At 57.9% G+C, this 18,572-nt stretch carries 20 protein-coding genes; all 20 read right to left on the bottom strand.

The features are described 5' to 3' along the window. Positions 1–4: 4 nt before the first annotated feature. Positions 5–274 (bottom strand): flagellar biosynthesis protein FliQ, encoded by a 270-nt coding sequence (fliQ, locus tag ACTRWH_RS05865; RefSeq protein ID WP_007155167.1) that lies wholly within the window; start codon positions 272–274, stop codon positions 5–7. Positions 275–287: 13 nt separating this feature from the next. Beyond that, on the bottom strand, positions 288–1,052 hold the full coding sequence (gene fliP, locus ACTRWH_RS05860; RefSeq protein ID WP_085680032.1) for a flagellar type III secretion system pore protein FliP: 765 nt from the start codon (positions 1,050–1,052) through the stop codon (positions 288–290). Between the two features lies 1 nt (position 1,053). Then, complete coding sequence (gene fliO, locus ACTRWH_RS05855; protein ID WP_051946792.1) at positions 1,054–1,470, bottom strand: flagellar biosynthetic protein FliO; 417 nt, start codon at positions 1,468–1,470, stop codon at positions 1,054–1,056. A 64-nt stretch (positions 1,471–1,534) separates the two neighbouring features. Then, positions 1,535–2,050 carry a flagellar motor switch protein FliN gene (gene fliN / locus ACTRWH_RS05850; RefSeq protein WP_036204846.1) on the bottom strand — a complete coding sequence of 172 codons (516 nt, stop codon included), beginning with the start codon at positions 2,048–2,050 and terminating at the stop codon, positions 1,535–1,537. Further along, complete coding sequence (fliM, locus tag ACTRWH_RS05845; protein WP_007155171.1) at positions 2,043–3,041, bottom strand: flagellar motor switch protein FliM; 999 nt, start codon at positions 3,039–3,041, stop codon at positions 2,043–2,045. Before fliM ends, fliN begins: the two co-directional genes overlap by 8 nt. A gap of 103 nt (positions 3,042–3,144) precedes the next feature. Next, on the bottom strand, positions 3,145–3,654 hold the full coding sequence (locus tag ACTRWH_RS05840; protein ID WP_036204845.1) for a flagellar basal body-associated FliL family protein: 510 nt from the start codon (positions 3,652–3,654) through the stop codon (positions 3,145–3,147). A gap of 167 nt (positions 3,655–3,821) precedes the next feature. Beyond that, positions 3,822–5,039 carry a flagellar hook-length control protein FliK gene (locus tag ACTRWH_RS05835; protein ID WP_036204843.1) on the bottom strand — a complete coding sequence of 406 codons (1,218 nt, stop codon included), beginning with the start codon at positions 5,037–5,039 and terminating at the stop codon, positions 3,822–3,824. Between the two features lie 129 nt (positions 5,040–5,168). Further along, positions 5,169–5,513 (bottom strand): Hpt domain-containing protein, encoded by a 345-nt coding sequence (locus tag ACTRWH_RS05830; RefSeq protein WP_036204841.1) that lies wholly within the window; start codon positions 5,511–5,513, stop codon positions 5,169–5,171. Further along, entirely contained in the window at positions 5,510–7,276 is a 1,767-nt protein-coding gene (locus ACTRWH_RS05825; protein ID WP_036204839.1) for an ATP-binding SpoIIE family protein phosphatase, read from the bottom strand. Before ACTRWH_RS05825 ends, ACTRWH_RS05830 begins: the two co-directional genes overlap by 4 nt. 32 nt (positions 7,277–7,308) lie before the next feature. Next, complete coding sequence (locus tag ACTRWH_RS05820; protein WP_036204837.1) at positions 7,309–7,614, bottom strand: STAS domain-containing protein; 306 nt, start codon at positions 7,612–7,614, stop codon at positions 7,309–7,311. Between the two features lie 124 nt (positions 7,615–7,738). Continuing rightward, positions 7,739–8,179 (bottom strand): flagellar export protein FliJ, encoded by a 441-nt coding sequence (gene fliJ / locus ACTRWH_RS05815; protein ID WP_036204835.1) that lies wholly within the window; start codon positions 8,177–8,179, stop codon positions 7,739–7,741. Continuing rightward, complete coding sequence (gene fliI / locus ACTRWH_RS05810) at positions 8,179–9,570, bottom strand: flagellar protein export ATPase FliI (protein ID WP_227517887.1); 1,392 nt, start codon at positions 9,568–9,570, stop codon at positions 8,179–8,181. The genes fliJ and fliI overlap by 1 nt, the downstream gene beginning before the upstream one ends. Beyond that, positions 9,542–10,393 (bottom strand): flagellar assembly protein FliH, encoded by an 852-nt coding sequence (locus tag ACTRWH_RS05805; protein WP_036204831.1) that lies wholly within the window; start codon positions 10,391–10,393, stop codon positions 9,542–9,544. The genes fliI and ACTRWH_RS05805 overlap by 29 nt, the downstream gene beginning before the upstream one ends. Beyond that, a complete protein-coding gene (fliG, locus tag ACTRWH_RS05800) occupies positions 10,393–11,433 on the bottom strand; it encodes a flagellar motor switch protein FliG (protein ID WP_041333672.1) in 1,041 nt (346 codons plus the stop codon). The genes ACTRWH_RS05805 and fliG overlap by 1 nt, the downstream gene beginning before the upstream one ends. After that, positions 11,426–13,123: a flagellar basal-body MS-ring/collar protein FliF gene (gene fliF / locus ACTRWH_RS05795; RefSeq protein WP_462826077.1), complete on the bottom strand. Its 1,698-nt coding sequence runs from the start codon at positions 13,121–13,123 to the stop codon at positions 11,426–11,428. The genes fliG and fliF overlap by 8 nt, the downstream gene beginning before the upstream one ends. A gap of 15 nt (positions 13,124–13,138) precedes the next feature. Beyond that, complete coding sequence (fliE, locus tag ACTRWH_RS05790; protein WP_036204822.1) at positions 13,139–13,507, bottom strand: flagellar hook-basal body complex protein FliE; 369 nt, start codon at positions 13,505–13,507, stop codon at positions 13,139–13,141. A gap of 217 nt (positions 13,508–13,724) precedes the next feature. Next, positions 13,725–15,191: a sigma-54-dependent transcriptional regulator gene (locus tag ACTRWH_RS05785; protein WP_041335984.1), complete on the bottom strand. Its 1,467-nt coding sequence runs from the start codon at positions 15,189–15,191 to the stop codon at positions 13,725–13,727. Between the two features lie 12 nt (positions 15,192–15,203). Next, entirely contained in the window at positions 15,204–16,472 is a 1,269-nt protein-coding gene (locus ACTRWH_RS05780; protein ID WP_462826075.1) for an ATP-binding protein, read from the bottom strand. 224 nt (positions 16,473–16,696) lie between these two features. Then, positions 16,697–18,148, bottom strand: a complete 1,452-nt coding sequence (locus ACTRWH_RS05775; protein WP_036204813.1) for a sigma-54 dependent transcriptional regulator — start codon at positions 18,146–18,148, stop codon at positions 16,697–16,699. A 71-nt stretch (positions 18,149–18,219) separates the two neighbouring features. After that, the gene (locus tag ACTRWH_RS05770; RefSeq protein ID WP_036204810.1) at positions 18,220–18,546 is read right to left on the bottom strand and encodes a hypothetical protein; all 327 of its coding nucleotides are present in this window, start codon (positions 18,544–18,546) and stop codon (positions 18,220–18,222) included. Positions 18,547–18,572 lie beyond the last annotated feature (26 nt).

Genomic DNA, 18,572 nt, shown 5'->3' with positions numbered 1-18,572 from the left:
CGGGTCAGCCGATCAGGTAAGGAATGCTGGTGATCAGCCGGTTTGCATGATCAAGGAGCTGGGTCAGCATCCACGGACCAGCAACGATAATGGTGATCAGTGTCACCAGCAGCCGGGGCAGGAAGCTGAGGGTCTGTTCGTTGATCTGGGTGGCGGCCTGGAAGGTACTGACCACAAGACCAATCACCAAGCCTGGCCCAATAATCAGGCTTGCCAACAGCACGATCATCCACAGAGCTTCACGCAGAATGTCGATAACGGTTTCGGGTGTCATGGTCGGCTCTCCCCTATATCCCGTAACTGGCGGCCAGCGTGCCCATGATCAGGGCCCAGCCGTCCACCAGCACAAACAGCATGATTTTGAACGGTAGTGAAATGATGATCGGAGACAACATCATCATACCCATCGCCATCAGTACGCTGGCGACCACCATGTCGATAATCAGAAACGGAATAAACAGGATGAATCCGATCTGGAACGCGGTTTTCAGTTCGCTGGTCACGAAGGCCGGCAGCAGCACCCAAAAAGAGACGTCTTCAGCGGTGTCGTATTCTTCGTCGGCGATACGCATGAACAGGCCCAGGTCGCTCTCCCGGGTTTGTGCCAGCATGAACTTCCGGAAGGGCTGACTGGCCTGCTCAACCGCCTCCAACGAGCTGAGTTCTTCCTGCATGTACGGCTGCAGAGCCACTTCGTTCACCTCTTCCAGGACCGGCTTCATGATGAAGATGGTCAGGAACAGTGTCAGGCCGAGAAGGATTTGGTTGGAAGGCGTGGACTGCAGCCCAAGAGCCTGACGCAGGATTGCGAACACCACGATGATGCGGGTGAACGATGTCATCATCATCAGCATGGCAGGCAGGAACGTCAGCGCCGTCATCAGCGCCAGGATTTGCAGGGATACGGAGTATTCCTGAACGCCCTCTTCCTCGCCCGGCGTTACCGTAAAGGCTGGAATACCGGGTATATCCGCCAGCGCAGTGGGCGCCCAGGCCGTAAGAATGAAAAGGGTCAGTAACGCCAGGATGCGCCCGGACACATGTACCGCCATGTCAGGAACCTTCCTTCGATGAAGAACCGGAGCCCCAGGATTTCCCGATCATGCCCTGGAGTTTACGGGCGAAATCACTGGACACAGGATCACCGGCACTGACGACCGGTTCATCAAACACATGCAAAGTGCGAATGGCTGAAGGCGTAACACCAATCAGAATCTGTTTGCCACCGACTTCGACCAGGGCAATCCGCTCACGCGTGCCCATGGGCATCACCGAAACCACCTTGATAGCCCGGGTGTTGCCGCCCGTCATCCCGCTCATGCGACGCACAATCCAGGCACAACCAAAGATAATGGCAATCACCGCCAGCAGGCCCACGCCCAGCGTCAGCATGGTGGCCACGGTATCCGGTGCGCTGGCAACTTCCCGGGCCGGCCCTTCCTGCTCCTGAGCGCGCGTCAAGGCAGGCATAAAGGCCGCCAGTAACACGCCGGGAACGCCATAACGGACAGCAAAACGATGCACCCGCACCATCCTATTTCTGCAACCGCTTAATGCGTTCGCCGGGGCTGATGACGTCCGTCAGGCGGATGCCGAACTTCTCGTTCACCATGACCACTTCGCCGTGGGCAATCAGGGTGCCATTGACCAGCACGTCCAGCGGCTCACCCGCCAGCCGGTCCAGTTCAATGACCGAGCCCTGATTCAACTGCAACAGGTTGCGAATCGGAATCTGGGTGTTACCCACTTCCATGGAAATGGTCACGGGAATATCGAGGATGACATCCAGGTCCGGTGCGGGACCAGTGCCCTGGCTGAAGTTCGATCCCTCCGGAAACTCTTCCATAGGTGCCGCACGGACATTATCTTTGGCGTCGTCGCTGCCGTCATCGTCGTCGGTTTCTCCAGCCTCTGCCATGGCCGCAGCCCACTCGTCCTCGCGGCCATCTTCGTCGGCATCCCCCGACTCTTCCATGGCGGATTCCCACTCGGCGGCAAGCTTCTCGTCTTCGCTGAGTTCCTGCTCGTCTTTCTTATCGTCGTCAGCCATTGCGTCCCACCTTCAGTTGTTTTTTCACTTTGGGCACCGTCGCCCGGTCATGAATCCTTAGCGCCAGCTTGCCATCACGGGTTCCCATCGTGGCTTTGTAGACCGGAATGCCATTGGCAGTCAGGGTCAGTAACTCGGGGATTTCCACGGGGATGATGTCACCTTCCTTCAGTTTGGCAATATCGCGAAGAGAAATGCGTCGGCGGCAAACCGTGGTGTTAATGGGAACATTCACGTCCTTGATATCTTCCTGAAGCGCACTGACCCAGCGTTCATCCACGTCGTCAATGTCGCTCTGGACGCCAGCGTCCAGCACATCCCTTATGGGTTCAATCATGGAGTACGGCAGCGCCATGTGCAGCTCGCCACCACCACCATCAAGCTCAATGTGGAAGGTGCTCACAACCACCACCTCACTGGGGCTGACGATGTTGGCCATGGCCGGGTTGACTTCGGAACTGAGGTACTCGAAATCCACCTTCAACACCGCATGCCAGGCTTCCCGCATGTCATGAAACACCTGGTCAAGCACCATCTGTACGATACGGGTTTCCGTCGGGGTAAATTCGCGGCCCTCGATTTTGGCGTGTCGGCCTTCCCCGCCGAAGAAGTTGTCCACCAGCTTGAAGACCAGCTTGGCGTCCAGCACAAACAGCGAAGTCCCCCGAAGCGGGCGAACCTTGCAGAGGTTGAGGCTGGTGGGCACGTACAGGGTGTGGATGTACTCGCCGAACTTCATGATCTGAACACCACCGGTGGACACATCGGCGTTGCGGCGCAACAGATTGAACAGGCTGATCCGGGTATAGCGGGCGAAACGCTCGTTGATCATTTCCAGTGTGGGCATCCTGCCACGGACAATGCGGTCCTGGCTGGCAAGGTCGTAGGACTTGATACCGGCTTCGTCGGTTTCATCATAGGTATCAATGTCGCCGTCATCCACACCATGGAGGAGCGCGTCAATTTCGTCCTGTGACAGTAAGTCCTGCATACGTTTCTCTGCCTGTGATGTCCGCCCTACCGGGCGCTGTTGCATTCTTTAGCTTGCCCTAGATTGTCTCTAGTACATTGCTAATGCATTTCTAACGCATTCTCTACTGAACGACAAAGTTCCTGAACAGCACGGCCAGCAAGGGCGGCTCCCCTTCCTGTTCTAGCGCGCTGTTAACGGTCGCCAGCATATCATCGGCCAGCGCCTTCCGGCCTTCCGGCGTCTGTAACTCGTTAAAGTCCCTGCCACCGAGTACGCCGATCAGTTTGCTGCGAAGCAACGGCATATGCTGGTTAGCCGCAGCCAGTGCTGCCGGGTCCTGAGCCTCGAAAGCCAGATATACCTGGGCATAGCGTTGCCGCCCTTCGGCCTGCACTGTCGTGACCAGAGCCTTCTCCAGCACCGTGTAGGTGCTGGGCACAAACACTTCAACCTGCTCCGAGCTGTCTTCCTGTTCTGCATCAGCCATGCCCGGGATGCCACCGCCCAGAAACCACATGGTACCAACGACTGACAACCCGACCGCCAGAACAATCACCACGGTCAGCATCAGTATCAGTTTGAGCTTGCCTTTCTTTGCCGGCGCCTCAGGGGGCGCATTGTTTTCAGCCATAACGTAGGTCTGCCAGAAATCCGTCAACCGGAACGGTTATAAAGAGGTTTAAGCAAAGGACGGGCCAGATAACCCCATCCTCCCTATCAGAACAGCAGTTTAGCGTTGCTGGGGAGGATGGGCAAAGGGAGAGTGATGCAGAATCATCAGGTGAAGGGGTGCCGAGGTCAGGCGAAGATATCAACTTCGCCTTTCCAGGTCAGATCAAGGGATTCAGATGGAAGATCCTGTTCGTCCAGTCCGCCATCGGCAAGTACTGCCCTCTCATCCTTGCTGCCCTCCCCGGCATTGTCCTCGCCGGCTTGCTGCTGCGATGAATCACTGACGTCAAACTGGTCCAGTGACAGTCCCTGCTCACTCAGCATGTCCCTGAGACGGTGGCTGTGCAGTTCAAGCTGGTCCCGCACGGCCGGGTTGGCGGAATGAACGGTAATGTGTGCCTGCTCCTGCTGAACCTGAACCCTGACTTCCATGGGCCCCATATCAGGCGGTGTGAGATGTATTTCGGCGACAGACATATTTCGTGCTGTCAGCCAGGTCAGCTTTCCGACGAGCTTGTCCCCCCACTCCGCGTGACTGACCGGTACATCAATAGAGGTGGTATACCCTCGCAAGTTGGCGACCTCTGCAGGCAGCTTTGCCGTATTCGGATTGGCCAGCTGCTGGTTAGCCAACTCTGCAGCGGCCTGGAAGCGCACCGCGCCTTGCAGCGATGGGGTTTCCTGAGGACGCGATGCGTCTGCCGCCACACCCGACAACAAAGCGTCGGTCAATGCCAGGCCCGGCGCAGCGCCTGAACCACTTCCCTGCACTGTCGACAGGGCCTGTTTGCCTGCGGTATTGCCAGGCAGGCCTGCAATCATTCCGGCAAATGCTTGCACACCCGGCAGTGCGCCACTACCGGCACCCGGGTTGCCGCCCGACACTGCCGTGGTGTTCCCCCCCGCCGGCATCAGCAGAGCCTGAAGTTCAGCGAATGTCAGGGGAACAACCTCCTTCGGCGCCTCCTGATCCGCTAACGATGGAGACTCAGCTTCCCCAGATGGAGCGGCCTCCTCTTTTTCTGCAGTCGGTTTTTCCGGAGCCCCTTCCTTGCCCTGAACCTCCGAGTTGTCAGCCTGGGCATTGGTTCGCGGTTCCTCAGGGTCATCGGCGGGTTTGCTTTCGCTTTTGTCCCGGCCGGCCTGGTCGGCACGGCCAGTATCCTCGGCCCGAGCCTGATCACGCTTTTCAGCCTGTTTTCGATCGATTCGTTGCTGCTCCTCACGAGACACGGAATCAAAAGGACTATCGCCGTTTTTTTCCCGATTGCCTGAGACGCTTTTCGAACCGTTATCGGCCTGTGGACCCTGTGGGGAAGCCTGGGGAAGAACCATTTGGGACATGGCAACCTCTTGCCGCTTTTACTGGATGACGGTGGAATCTGAACGCTGCAGACGCCCTTTCAGTGCGCTAATCCTGCTTTTCAGCGCACCTGTACGATATCAAAGCAAAAGCGATGCCATTCGTTCACGTCACGCAATAAAACGCTTGAGTGTGCCCTCAACCTGTCGGAATTCATTCTCGATGTCGTCGAGCATTGCTCCGGCCTGTGACAATTGATTGTCGCGGCCCGCCTTCTCCGCCTCGAAACAAAGTTCGCCCAGTCGAGGGGCACCAATATTGATGCAACTGCCTTTGAAGCTGTGAGCGGATTTTGCGAACGCGTCAGCATCCGATTTTTCCAGTGCCGACCGCAGATGCGCAATACGGTCAGAGGAATCATGGAGGTAAGTATTGATCAGAATGTCGAACTCATTCTCCATGACTTCCTGCAACTCGGCCAACGCTTCTTCATCAAGGTGTGGTTTGTCCGTCATGACCAACCCCCTGGTTGTTGGGTGATACTGCCCTCACGGCCAGTAACCTCAGAAAAATACCAATCATATACAATTTCAGCCTTGGTGCCATGTTCCCGGTAATTCAGGGAACGCCCAATTTTTTGTAACAACAGCAAACCTCTGCCTGAATAGCGGCGCTCATCTTCGGCCTCCGGACGCACACTGCTGAAATCAAAGCCACTGCCACTGTCTTCGCAGACAATAACCAGCTGCCCGCCCCTGTCTGTCATGGTATGGGTCAACGTAAAGCGTATAAAGTGGCCCGCCACATCGGCCAGCCTCCGCTCACGTTCAGCGTAGTAGTGCCCGAATCCGTCGGGTGTCGCCTTCCAGTCCGAGCACAAGCCAAGCACACCGTGTTCCAGTGCGTTGCTGTACAGCTCAGACAACAGCGTATATATCTCGCCACTCTTCCGGCGCAGCCCCGGCACCTCCATGCAGATATGCAGCAGCAAAGGCAGGGGGCTGAACTGCCCCAGGGTTCGATCCTGAACCTCGTACACACAGCGCCACTCCGACGGCCCCTCCAGTGCGGACTGGGGCAGTCGATCGGAAATACCAACCAGTTCCGCGTCTTCCGCCATTCGCAGGCTGATCAACGTCAGGTCGTCCTGTTCAGGCTGATTTCCGGTAAAGGTACGAATGCCGGCCATAATGGTTTCAAACGGTGACCCCTGTCGGCTCATTTCGTCGAGAGAGCGGGCAAGGCGCTGCTCTCCATACATCTCACCCTGATGGTTCTCAGCCTCCATCACACCGTCTGTCATCATCAGCAAGGTATCACCCGGCTCGGTATGGAACACATCCATACCCGCATCAAACCGTGCACTGCCGAGCACCCCCAAGGGCAGGTGCCGTGAAACAATGGTTTCACGCGCTCCATCCTTTCTCAGTAACACTCCGTCAGGGAGCCCTCCATTCCAGATCTGCAGCTGGTTCAGGTGAAAATCCGCCTGGATCATGGCTGCACAACAGAACATTCCGGTGGGCAGTATCCGGCCCAGTTTCTGGTTGATCTCCCGGAGTACATCGCTGCCACTGAATCCCTTGCTGGTCATGCCGTAGAAAATTTCCGCCACGGGCATGGCGCCGATGGCGGCCGGCAGGCCATGACCAGTGAAATCCCCAATCAGTATTTGCATGCCGCCAGCCGGGCGTGGACAGGCGAACAGCACGTCGCCGTTGAAAATTGACATTGGCGACGCATGAAAGCGGATATTGGGCGCGTCCAGACAACCGGTATGGGCAACGTTGTCAAACACCCGCTTCGCAACCTTCTGCTCTTCCAATAGCGTGCTGTTGCGTTCGCGAATCAGATCCCGGTGATGGCTCAGGGTGCGGTGCATCAACCGCATGCGATTGAAGGCGTTAATCTTGGCTTCAATGATGATGCGATTGTAGGGTTTGGTCAGAAAATCGTCGCCGCCAGCCTCCAGGCAACGAGCCAGGGCGCCGGCGTCCGACAGTGATGTCAGGAAAATCAGGGGAACCAACTGCTCTCCCGCCAGCACCTTGATCTGGCGGGCGGCCTCCATTCCATCCATAACCGGCATCAATGCATCCAGCAGGACGATGTCTGGCGCGGACTTGCGGAAAATATTGACGGCTTCCAGTCCGTTTTCGGCGTCTTCAACCTCGTGACCAAGGCGGCGCAACAGGGTTTTGAGTATCAGACGATCACTGTGGCTGTCATCGGCAATGAGAATCCGGAGTGGCCGGTTTTCTGGGAGTGGATCATCCACATCGGGCCTCCGTGACGTCTTCCCCGGGTGATTCAGCGAATCGCGAACAATTGTTCAAAGTTGGAGATTGACAGAATACGACGCACATCGCTGTTGCAGTTTTCGATGCGAATCCGGGCACGGTCACCCCCCGCGTAGTCACGCAGCAACAGCAACATGCCAAGGGCGGAACTGTCGAGGTAGGTGGTGTCCGAAAGATCGACGACAAAGCAGCTCACCTTTTCGTCGCCATGTTCGTACGCATCACGAAACGCCTGATGGGTGCTGAAATCGAAACGCCCTTCAATTTTTATGGTCAGGGTCTGGCCATCGTCACTGCGATGCGTATGAATCGGCATTCCGGAGCCTCCATGGTATGCGTGCCGGGTAACGGGAAATGACAGGTGTGCCCAGGGCACCCTGTCATAAAGGATAGCTTACAACACCGAATTTGCATCCGCCGTTTGCCATTTGGCAACCCGATCAGCGCCGCCTCGCCAGTATCCGCCCGGCGGCTTCGTCCATTTGCTTCTGTTCCCTGACATCCTGCTCCCGCTGCTCGTGCCGGCGACAGGTTTCAATGTACTTTTCCATTCCCCGGCGCCGCTCCCAGGCCCTCTGCCATTCTTCCCGGCATGCCTGGAGCCGTTCTGCCGCCTGTGTCAGCAGTTTCTGCTGTTGCACAATCACCTGATCCAACTGGGCTATAAACGCCTGCCAGCCCTGGAGGCGAGCAACAGACACCACACCTTTCTGGCTACTGCGGATCTGTTCCCGGTATTCCCGCTGATACCGCTCAAGGTTTTCTATCTGCTGGCGCTGGGCTTCATGATGCTGCTGTGCTTCCGCCATTTTTTCCAGGGCGGCCTTTTCTTTACGTTCTTCCAGAGTGAGCACGACCGAAAGGCGCTGGGACCTGAGCATCACCTACCACCTCCATCGGCCTGTGGCGGGGTCTTGGGGCGATCGGGAGAGCGTCTTTCCGGCACCACCGCAAGCAACTGCTGGATGCTGTCCTCCAACGGAGCGCTTTCGTTCAACCCCTGCTGGAGGAACTGTCCCATGTTGCCGATATGGGTGATGGCAAAATCGGTTTCAGGATCTGATCCTTTTACATAGGCCCCGACACTGATCAGGTCCCTGGCCTGCTGATAGCGGGAGTAGACCTGTTTGAAGCGCTGGGCGCGGGCAAAATGTTCGGTCTCGGTCACCTGCGGCATTACCCGGCTGATGGACGCCTCCACATCGATGGCGGGGTAATGGCCTTCTTCCGCCAATCGCCGGGACAGCACAATGTGGCCATCCAGGATCGCCCGCGCGGCGTCCGCGATAGGATCCTGCTGGTCATCGCCTTCCGTCAGTACGGTATAGAATGCAGTAATAGAGCCACCACCAGGCCTGCCATTGCCGGTACGCTCAACCAGTTGCGGCAATTTGGCGAAGACCGAAGGCGGATAGCCCTTGGTGGCTGGAGGCTCGCCGACGGCCAGGGCAATTTCCCGCTGGGCCTGTGCATAGCGGGTCAATGAATCCATCAACAGCAATACCCGCTTGCCCTGATCCCGGTAGTATTCCGCAATTCGGGTGGTCAGCATGGCAGCACGCAGGCGCATCAGTGGTGAGTCATCGGCGGGGGAGGCAACCACAACAGAGCGGGCAAGCCCTTCGTCCCCAAGGATATCCTCAATGAACTCTTTAACCTCACGGCCCCGTTCGCCGATCAGGCCAACCACCGTGATATCCGCGTTGGTGAAGCGGGTCATCATACCCAAGAGAACACTCTTGCCAACGCCGCTGCCGGCAAAGAGGCCCAGGCGCTGCCCCTGGCCGACGGTCATCAGTGAATTGATAGCCCGGATACCCACATCCATGGACTGACGCACCGGCGCACGGTCCAGCGGGTTGATGATATCGCCACTGAGAGACACGCGGGCTTCCGCCTGCAGCGGGCCCTTGCCGTCCAGTGGCTCGCCGTTGCCGTTGACCACCCGCCCCAGCAACTCCGGGCCGACCGGCACCCGGCTGGCCACCGACAACGGCACCACCCTGGCTCCAGGGCGCAACCCCTCTATGGCCGTAAGCGGCATCAGATAGACACGGTCATCCTCAAAACCCACCACTTCCGCTTCCACGGTGCCGGCGCCCTGCCCGGTAATCACGCAGCGGTCGCCGACCACCATGGGGCAACCCACACATTCCAGGGTAAGGCCTACCATGCGCGTCAGCCGCCCGGACAGTTCCGGCTGGGGGTCTTCGGTAAAGTAATCCTGCAGTCGTGTCAGGCGTTCAGCCAGGTGTGCTGTCATGGCCTTCATCCTCGTCGGAGTCAAGCACATCGTGCCGGAAGTCGGTCAGATCGCCCATCATGGCATCAAGCTCTTCCCCCTCACCGGCGGATTCGGTGTCCAGTTGGCGGTCCAGCATGCCCTGAACGGCCTTCTGGAAGCGTTTTTCCACCGTGAAGTCCACCAGGCTGTGGCGGGTTTCCAGCTTGCAACCGCCCCGGAGAACAGAAGCATCTTCGACAATGGAGGTCGCCGCCTCGAACCTGTCGGCAACCTCACTGACCCATTGATAGTCATCCGGATGAATATGGATGCGCACGTTTTCCGTTGTAGATGGTAGCGCCGTCATCGCCTTGCGGACCACGTCGGTAATGTGGGAAGAATCCAACGACAGCTCCCGGAACACCACGGAGCGCGCAAGAACGGTCGTCAGATTGACCAACGCCGTTTCCACCTCGTCTTCATGGCGTTTGATTGGTTCCAGTAATTCGCCAAGCAAATGCTCCAGCCGGTCCAGCTTGGCATCCACCTCCTTGCGGGTGTCCGCCAGGCCTTCCTCCGCGCCCTGCTCGCGGCCCTCGGCAAGCCCTGCTTCAAAGCCTTCCCGGTGCCCCTGCTCACGACCTTCACTCAGCCCCGCCTGATACCCTGCGTCACGGCCTTCCGCATGACCGTCTTCACGGGCCGCCTGGCGGATCTCCTCAATATCGGCGGCGGTCAACGGCTTTACGTCGCGGTCTTCTTCCTGCGCGATTTCATTGCCGCGCGCATCCAACAGCGGAAGCTCCCAACGCTCGTAGGCCGTGAGGTTTTCCTTGGGAATGCGATCGAGGTTGCGACGGGGATCTTTCATCACATCATTTCTTCCCCAGCACCGCCAAGGGTGATCTCACCAGCTTCAGCCATACGACGGGCAATGGTAATAATGTCCTTCTGGGCAGACTCCACTTCACTGACCCGTACCGGCCCCTTGGCCTCCAGGTCATCCTGCAGAAGTTCTGCGGCCCGCTTGGACATGTTCTTGAAGATTTTCTCCTGAACGGCGTCATCGGCGCCCTTGAGCGCGACGACCAGCACCTCGGAAGACACTTCCCGCAGCAACGCCTGAATACCACGGTCGTCAATGTCCTTGAGGTTATCGAAGACAAACATCAAGTCCTCGATTGTGGACGCCAGGTCCGGGTCCATGTCCTTGATGGAATCCATCAGGCCGCCTTCAACGCTGCGGTCCATGAAGTTCATGATGTCAGCCGCCCGTTTGACCCCGCCGATGCGGCTGGTCTGGGCCGCTGAGCCACCGGAGAACTGCTTCTCGAGGATATCGTTGAGTTCCTGCAGTGCCTGCGGCTGGATACTTTCCAGCGAAGCCACCCGCATCATTACATCCAGGCGCACCTTGTCGTCCAGAGTGCCGAGGATCTCCGCGGCCTGGTCCGGATCGAGGTAGGAAATAACGATGGCCTGAATCTGGGGGTGCTCGTAACGGATAATATCGCCCACCGCACGGGGTTCCATCCACTTCAGGGTATCCAGGCCGGTGGTGTTGCCACCAATAAGGATACGGTCGATCAGGCTGGAGGCCTTGTCGTCCCCCAAGGCCTGGGTGAGCATGGTGCGAATGTAATCATCATTGCCAACCCCCAGCCCGGTCTGGCCGCCAACAGCCTCGACAAACTGGTTCAGGACATAGGTAACGTCGTCCTTGCTGACGTCTTTCATCTGGGCCATGGCCACGCCAACCCGCTGGACCTCTTTCGGCCCCATGTGCTTGAGCACTTCGGCAGCGTCGTTTTCGCCCAGTGACATCAGCAGGATTGCCGCCTGCTCCACCCGCGGAATCTTGCGCTGGGGCTTTTGCGCCGCATCAGGCTGGCGGTTGTTCTCATCAGTCATCGACATTCACCCACTGGCGCATCACCTGGGAGACCCTTGCGGGGTCTTCCGCAATCAGGCCTTTCAGTGCATTCAATTGTCTATCATAGCTGTCTGTCGCGCCGGGCAAAAGCAGATCGTCCTGTGAATGCATGGCTTCGCGCAGAGCGTCGCCGCCTTCGATGCCATCAAGGCCGTCATAGCCGTCGTCGGAGTCGCCCCTGCGTTCGCTGCGGCCACCGCCGGACAGACTTTTCAAGGTGGGTCGCAACAGGCCCAGAACCAGAACCAGAATGACCAGGCCTGCGAGCACCTGCTTCATCAGCTCCCAGAACCACGGCTGCTCCCAGAACGCCGGTGCTTCAAACTCGATCTGCTCTTCGGCGGCGAACGCAGTGTTCATCACCGTAACACTGTCACCCCGGGCGGCCGAATACCCCACGGCATCGCGTACCAGCATGGTCAGGCGCTGCAGTTCCTGTTCCGGCCAGGGTTCATAGCTGACTTCGCCGGTCTGGGGATCCACCACTTTCATGTCATCAACCGCCAAGGCTACCGACAAACGTTTTATGCGGCCAAGTTCCTGGCGGATATAGCTGACGGTGCGGTCCATTTCGTAGTTTCGGGTCGACTCTTCACGCACGTTCACCGGCGGCGCCTGGACGTTGCCCTCGTCATCGGCGGTTGCCTGTTCCGGAACTGTCGGCTGAGCGGGCGGCTGGTTGGACAGGGCGCCGGGGATTCCACTGGCGCCGCCACCGGCACGCCGCTCGGACATCTGGCGCTCGCTGCGCACAGCTTGCTGTTCGGGATTGAACAGCTCCTCAGCCTGTTCCACCGAGGAGAAATCGAGATCCGCCGTCACTTCCGCACGGAAACGACCGTCGCCCACCACCGGCCTGACCATGGAGGCAACCCGACGAGCCAGGCGATCCTCAACGCGGGAGGTGTAATCGTACTGGTCTTCAATCTGCTGGCTGTCACCGCCGTCCTCACGACCGGTGAGCAGGTTTCCACTCTGGTCGACCACGGTCACATTGTCCTTGCTCATTTCCGGAATGCTGCCGGCAACCAGGTTCACGATCGAGGCAATCTGCTCCTGCTCCAGGCGACGACCGGCAATTACTTCAAGGAACACGGACGCTGTCGGCGTGCGCGCGTCGCGGACAAACACCGAGCGCTCCGGAATCGCCAGATGAACCCGAGCGGCACGAACCGTGCGCATGCTGCCAATCGTTCGTGCCAGCTCGCCTTCCAGGCCACGGCGGAAACTGATGGTTTCCATAAACTGAGAGGTTCCAAGGCCACGGTCCTGGTCCAGCAGTTCGTAGCCCATGGTCTGCTCGTCCGTCACGCCCTCTGCTGCAAGTTTCAGGCGGGCGTTATAGACCTCATCGGAGGGCACCAGCAATGCGCCTGTGCGTGGATCCATACGGTAGTCGATGTTGTTGGCATCAAGAATGGTCGTGACATCCTGTGGGTTGTAGCCGGACATATCCCCCACCACAGGCTGGTAATTGGGCTCCTGGGCCCAGAGAACCACGGCAACGCCAAGGGCAACACTGGCGGCAAGCCCCACCATCAGGCCCACCTGTCGCAGCAGGTTCAACCGGTTGAAGCCGAAAATCAGGTCGCTACGGCTCTCGCCGGTATCGTCTCCCCGCGCCGCGGGCATATTCGAGGATGAGGTTTCAGCAGGTACGCTGGCCATGGGTCCGCTCCGCTATCAAACCGGCATATTCATGATGTCTTCGTAGGCCTTCACCACCCGGTTACGGACCTGGGTCAATGCCTCGAAGGAGATGGATGCTTTTTCAGACGCGATCATGACGCGGGAGATATCCATGTTCGGATCGCCCATTTCATACGCCGTCTTCATATCACTGGATGTTTGCTGGAGTTCGTTCACAGAACCCACAGCCTGGCTGAGCATGTCGCTGAATTTGGGAGTGTCGGAGGTTTCCTGGACCTTGGACGGCCCGTCCATCCGTCCGCGAATGTTGTTGTCCTGTTCAACCCGCTGATTCTCCATCATCTGCGAGCGCATATTGCGAATTTCTGAAAGGACACTGTTGATGTCAGCACGCTGAACCATGATTCACTCTCCCGGCCCGCCGTATAAATGGGCAAGCCATTGACCTGGACATATCTGAACAGGTCAAAGCAAACCGCAGGCCAACATAATTAATTTGTTAATTTTCATAATGTTAATTAACAATCGGAGAGAAAGGCGAAAGACAGCGACGGTCTTTTGACGTGGGCACAAAAAACGGCACCCTTGGGTGCCGAACGAAGGAGCCTGTTGGCTGTGGTCAGGCGGCGGCCAGCTCTGCATCCAGATCGATGCCGGCATCGCGCATCTGGGCCAGTTTGTATCGGAGCGTGCGCGGGCTGATACCCAACTGCTCCGCCGCCCGGTTGCGTCGACCACGCTCTTTTTTCAACGTTTGGATGATAATCCGGAATTCACGCTGTCGGACTTCATCACCCAGTGACGTGGAAGATAGCGCTCCGAGACCCGACAGGCTTTCCTCAGCATAGGTATCCTGAGCGTCCCGATCAGGTGACTCAGCCCCGGATTCGGAAACGACTGGGTGTGGAGAGGCCGGAGATGTCGTGCCGGCGGGGCCACTTTCCATACGCCCGGTAATTCCGAGTTCCAGGCAAAGGTCACCAGCATGGATGACATTCCCCTGGTGCAAGACCAGCGCCCGCTGTATCGCGTTGTCCAGCTCGCGAACGTTGCCCGGCCATTGATGACCCATCAGCGCATCTCTGGCGTCGGGCGCGAAGGTCACGCCGGTCAATTTCATCTTGCGGCAATGATTTTTCAGCAATGCATTCGCCAGCGGCATGATATCCAGTGTACGTTCGCGCAGTGGCTGCCAGTGCATGGGGAAGACCGTCAGCCGGTAGTACAGGTCTTCACGAAATTTGTTTTCCCGCACGTAATCGGACAGATCCCGGTTGGTGGTGGCAATAACCCGTACATCCAGGGCGATGGTCTTGCGACCACCGACCCGCTCAACCTCGCGCTCCTGCAGCACCCGCAACAGCTTGGATTGCAGGCCAGGATCCATTTCCGAAATCTCATCCAGCAGGATGGTGCCACCGTTGGCCTGCTCGAACTTGCCCGGGGAGGATGCAACCGCACCGGTAAAGGCACCCTTCTCGTGGCCAAACAGGATGGCCTCCAGCATATTCTCGGGAATTGCCGCGCAGTTGATCGCCACGAACGCCTGGTCTGACCTGGGAGACTGCTGGTGAATATAGCGCGCCAACACCTCTTTACCGGTTCCACTTTCCCCGGAAATCATCACCGTCGAGTCACTGGCTGCCACCTTCGCCGCCAGTTGGAACATCCGTTTGCTGATCGGATCTTCCGCAACGGGCTGGTCGACACTTTTCTGGCGGCCGCCGCCGACCACTCTGGTCACCGCATCCACAAGCACTGATGGCTCGAACGGTTTGACCAGGTAGTCGATGGCACCGGACTGCATCGCGGACACCGCATGGCTGATCTGACCATAGGCGGTGATCAGCATGGTCGGCAGGCCGGGGTACCGTCTTTGTATTTCATGCAGCAAATCGTGACCGGACATTCCAGGCATGTTCACATCACTGACAACCATATCCACCGGCGACTCAGCCAGCTTCGCCAGGGCCTGCTCCGCATTGGCGGCTTCACGCACGCGAAACTTTGCCAGCTCAAGGGTGGTAACCAGCGCTTCTCGAAGATCCTGGTCATCCTCAACAATCAGAATTTGGGCTTTGGCCATAATAGCCTCCGATCAGTCATTCTTTGATGGCTGCTGCCGACGGTCACCCGTCGACAACGAACGCATCAATGGCAGGGAAATGATGGCAACAGCACCTCCGGCGGCAGGCGCATCAATCGAGAAACGACCCTGGTGCGTTTTCACCACCGCCTGGACCACGGCGAGGCCCAAGCCGGTGCCGTGGGATTTGGTGGTATAGAACGCTTCCAGCAATTGACTTGCCTGCTCCGTGGTAAACCCAGGACCGTTATCACTCACGCGCACCACCAGTTCCTCGTCAACGGACACAACGGCAACTTCAACGTTCGTCGCCCCGGCCTCCACGCTGTTGTTCACTAGGTTGGTACAGGCACCCACCAGAGCATCACGATTGCACATCAGCGCGGCGCTATTGACCTGGTCACTCAACCCCACCGACACACCGGCAGGGAGCTTCAATCCTTCCAGCGCGGAAGCCAGCGCCTGAACCAGGGTGTCGGCAGACAATTCCTCTGCCAACCGCGTCTCGCCCCGGGCGAAAATAAGCATGTCACGCACCTGCTGCTCCAGGTGCGTCAAGCGGGACATCAACCGTGAGGCACAACGCTGACGCATCTCCTCGTCCAGGTCTTCCTGGCTGAGGTGCCCGCCATACAGAATGGCAGCCGACAGCGGTGTACGAATTTGATGAGCCAGGGAGGCCACCATCTTGCCCATGGCGGAAAGCCGCTGGGCATGGGCGAGCTGAGACTGCAAATGACGGGTTTCAGTCAGGTCCGTCAGCAGGATCAACTGCCCCGGCTGGTTTTCCATGGTACGAATTTCAATACTGACACGACGGCCATCCTTGAGTGACACTTCGTGGCCATCGTCGCGGCGGGGCGCAAAACAGCGGCGGATAACATCCACCCACCGCTCTCCACCAAGAGGCTCCCCCAACAACGTGATCGCCGCCGGATTGGTCTGCGTCACCACCCCCTGGCTGTCGAGCACCACAACCCCGGCCGGTAGCGCATGCAGAAGCGTCGAGAGCCGGTCTGCCAGCTCCTCTTTCTGCTCCAGCTCCGCCTGGCGCTGCTGGGATTCCGCGGACAGCTCCCCGGACAACTGATTAACACGGGACTCAAGAGTGCGGTAGGAATCAGTGATCTGTCGGGACATCTGATTAAACAGCTCCAACGCTGTCCCCACAGCCTCATCGTCCTGCTCCGGGAACAACGCCGTCACCTTGTCATTGACATCGGCAGCCGCATTGGCAGACGCCTTTGCTGACGACAAACCCACAAACTGTAACTGACTCATAAACTCGCCCTCTGACCGGACTAACCCCCGGCCCGTACCAATCGGATGGATCGTTTGGACGAGACTAAGCCAGCACTGTGCCAACTTTAAATTTTGTTTATTTTTCAACAGGAAGGAAAAACAGAGGAAAGGCATACGACGGGTTTCCGTCGCCTAAAAACAGCGATGGCGCCGAAGGTTACAAACCTTTGACGCCATCAGAAACCGATTCTTTGGGGGATTGATCAGCTCTCCTCGGACTCCTCATCCCGAAGTCCATACTTCCGGACCTTCTCAACCAGCGTCGTTCGACGAATCCGAAGCTTTTCGGCTGCCCGGGCCACTACTCCTCCGGCTTCATCCAGCGCCTGCTGAATCAACTGCCTTTCAAGATTGGACAGGTAGTCCTTCAGGTCGATGCCGTTCACCGGCAGCAGAGCCGGCGCATCCAGCCCCACCAGCCCGGGAATGCCAGAGGGCATACCGGAGTCTTCCACTGGCCGGTTCTCGTCGTAATCGTCCACGTAACGGAACTTCTTGGGCAACTCCTGAACCCCAATGACACCGTAGGGGTGCATAATCGCCAACCGCTCCACCAGATTCGCCAGTTCGCGAACATTCCCGGGCCAGTCGTGGCGGCAAAGACTCATGATCGCAGCCGAGTTCAGCCTGAGGGAGCCCCGCTTTTCTTTCTCCATCCGCGAAATCAATTCATTGATCAACAGCGGAATGTCTTCCACCCGGTCACGTAAAGCGGGCATTTCAATGGGGAAAACGTTCAGGCGGTAATAGAGATCTTCACGGAAATCGCCCGTTTCAATCATGTCTTCGAGATGTTTATGAGTCGCGGCAATGACCCTGACGTCGGCTGACTGAGTCCGGTTACTGCCAACACGCTCATAAGTGCGTTCCTGCAGAACCCGCAGAATCTTGACCTGCATGTTCAACGGCATGTCGCCGATCTCGTCTAGAAACAGGGTGCCCCCCTCGGCCATTTCAAACCGACCTACCCGCGACGTGATCGCGCCGGTGAACGCGCCCTTCTCGTGCCCGAACAATTCGCTTTCCAGTAATTCCGCTGGAATGGCACCGCAGTTGACCGGCACGAAGGGCTTGTCGCGACGAGAGGAATGGTAATGGAGGTTTCGCGCCACCACTTCCTTGCCCGTTCCCGACTCGCCAGTAATCAGCACACTCACATCCTTGTCGGCCACCTGCTCCATTAATTGGCGTACCGATTGCACTTTTCGACTCGTACCAACAAGGCTACGGAAAAGCTGTAGACCACGTTGCTGTCCCCGTTCACGGGAACGTGCAAACTGATCCCGGTAGATCTGTGCACGGTAGAGCGAGTCCACGAATTTGGTGTAGTTAAGCGGCCATTCCATGCGGGCAATTACCCGGCTTGTCTCGTCGTCGGAGAGGCCCGCCAGATCAGGGTCGCCAACCAACAGCAAAGGCACCCCCTGAGCGACCTCGCACACGGTTGAAATCACTGCGGTCACGCCATCGTCCTCGCCGTTAACAACGGCAACGGAAATTGACTCCAGATCCTCAGCGTCACCGCTGCTCAGCAGTGAATGGGCATCGGCCCCAACGACAATGCCCTCTTCGCCGATAAACTCAAGAATGGTAGAAATGTCACGTCTTTTCGCATCGTCCTCGCTGAGCACCAGCACCTTGTTATTCTTCGACATCCAAACGAATCTCTTGCGGGGATTTGTGCGGTATTTAAGACTGTAAGTGGGCCTGAGTCAATTTTATGACGCTATTTTGGCCGATTTAACGAGACGTTTTGATAGGCTTTTGCCGCGCTGCGGTTCTGGTTCACCCCTTTCAGCGCTTTCTGGGCTTCCGCCTTGGCTTCATTTGCCGAAATATTGGCACGATCACAGAATGTCTGCAGGGCTGCCAGCCTTTCCCTGACTGGCTCAGGGCTCAGCTCGCCGGCCTCAAGGGCCGCCATAACTGGCTCGATCGTCGGTTTGACCAGCTCATTCAGACGGGACAGTTCGTCCCAGTTCTTCTCCGCAAGCGCGGTCTTCAGGTGTTCAACCAGGGTATCCACTGCCTCTAGCTGTTCCGGTACCGACATAATTGCATCTCCTTGAAAACGGTCCG

It is taken from the genome of Marinobacter sp. G5_S1_61_S3, from assembly GCF_054968585.1.
The sequence above is the reverse complement of the archived record's forward strand: the minus strand, read 5'-3'. Positions and strand labels throughout refer to the sequence as shown.

Excerpts from the sequence above, each read along its gene's own strand:
- fliE (WP_036204822.1), bottom strand. The coding sequence starts at position 13,507 with ATGGTTCAGCGTGCTGACATCAACAGTGTCCTTTCAGAAATTCGCAAT.
- ACTRWH_RS05840 (WP_036204845.1), bottom strand. The coding sequence starts at position 3,654 with ATGGCTGAAAACAATGCGCCCCCTGAGGCGCCGGCAAAGAAAGGCAAG.
- ACTRWH_RS05780 (WP_462826075.1), bottom strand. The coding sequence starts at position 16,472 with ATGAGTCAGTTACAGTTTGTGGGTTTGTCGTCAGCAAAGGCGTCTGCC.
- fliF (WP_462826077.1), bottom strand. The coding sequence starts at position 13,123 with ATGGCCAGCGTACCTGCTGAAACCTCATCCTCGAATATGCCCGCGGCG.
- ACTRWH_RS05835 (WP_036204843.1), bottom strand. The coding sequence starts at position 5,039 with ATGTCCCAAATGGTTCTTCCCCAGGCTTCCCCACAGGGTCCACAGGCC.
- fliG (WP_041333672.1), bottom strand. The coding sequence starts at position 11,433 with ATGACTGATGAGAACAACCGCCAGCCTGATGCGGCGCAAAAGCCCCAG.
- ACTRWH_RS05775 (WP_036204813.1), bottom strand. The coding sequence starts at position 18,148 with ATGTCGAAGAATAACAAGGTGCTGGTGCTCAGCGAGGACGATGCGAAA.
- fliI (WP_227517887.1), bottom strand. The coding sequence starts at position 9,570 with ATGAAGGCCATGACAGCACACCTGGCTGAACGCCTGACACGACTGCAG.
- fliQ (WP_007155167.1), bottom strand. The coding sequence starts at position 274 with ATGACACCCGAAACCGTTATCGACATTCTGCGTGAAGCTCTGTGGATG.
- fliN (WP_036204846.1), bottom strand. The coding sequence starts at position 2,050 with ATGGCTGACGACGATAAGAAAGACGAGCAGGAACTCAGCGAAGACGAG.
- ACTRWH_RS05830 (WP_036204841.1), bottom strand. The coding sequence starts at position 5,513 with ATGACGGACAAACCACACCTTGATGAAGAAGCGTTGGCCGAGTTGCAG.
- fliM (WP_007155171.1), bottom strand. The coding sequence starts at position 3,041 with ATGCAGGACTTACTGTCACAGGACGAAATTGACGCGCTCCTCCATGGT.
- ACTRWH_RS05805 (WP_036204831.1), bottom strand. The coding sequence starts at position 10,393 with ATGAAAGATCCCCGTCGCAACCTCGATCGCATTCCCAAGGAAAACCTC.
- fliP (WP_085680032.1), bottom strand. The coding sequence starts at position 1,052 with ATGGCGGTACATGTGTCCGGGCGCATCCTGGCGTTACTGACCCTTTTC.
- fliO (WP_051946792.1), bottom strand. The coding sequence starts at position 1,470 with ATGCCTGCCTTGACGCGCGCTCAGGAGCAGGAAGGGCCGGCCCGGGAA.
- ACTRWH_RS05820 (WP_036204837.1), bottom strand. The coding sequence starts at position 7,614 with ATGCCGATTCATACGCATCGCAGTGACGATGGCCAGACCCTGACCATA.
- ACTRWH_RS05785 (WP_041335984.1), bottom strand. The coding sequence starts at position 15,191 with ATGGCCAAAGCCCAAATTCTGATTGTTGAGGATGACCAGGATCTTCGA.
- fliJ (WP_036204835.1), bottom strand. The coding sequence starts at position 8,179 with ATGCTCAGGTCCCAGCGCCTTTCGGTCGTGCTCACTCTGGAAGAACGT.
- ACTRWH_RS05770 (WP_036204810.1), bottom strand. The coding sequence starts at position 18,546 with ATGTCGGTACCGGAACAGCTAGAGGCAGTGGATACCCTGGTTGAACAC.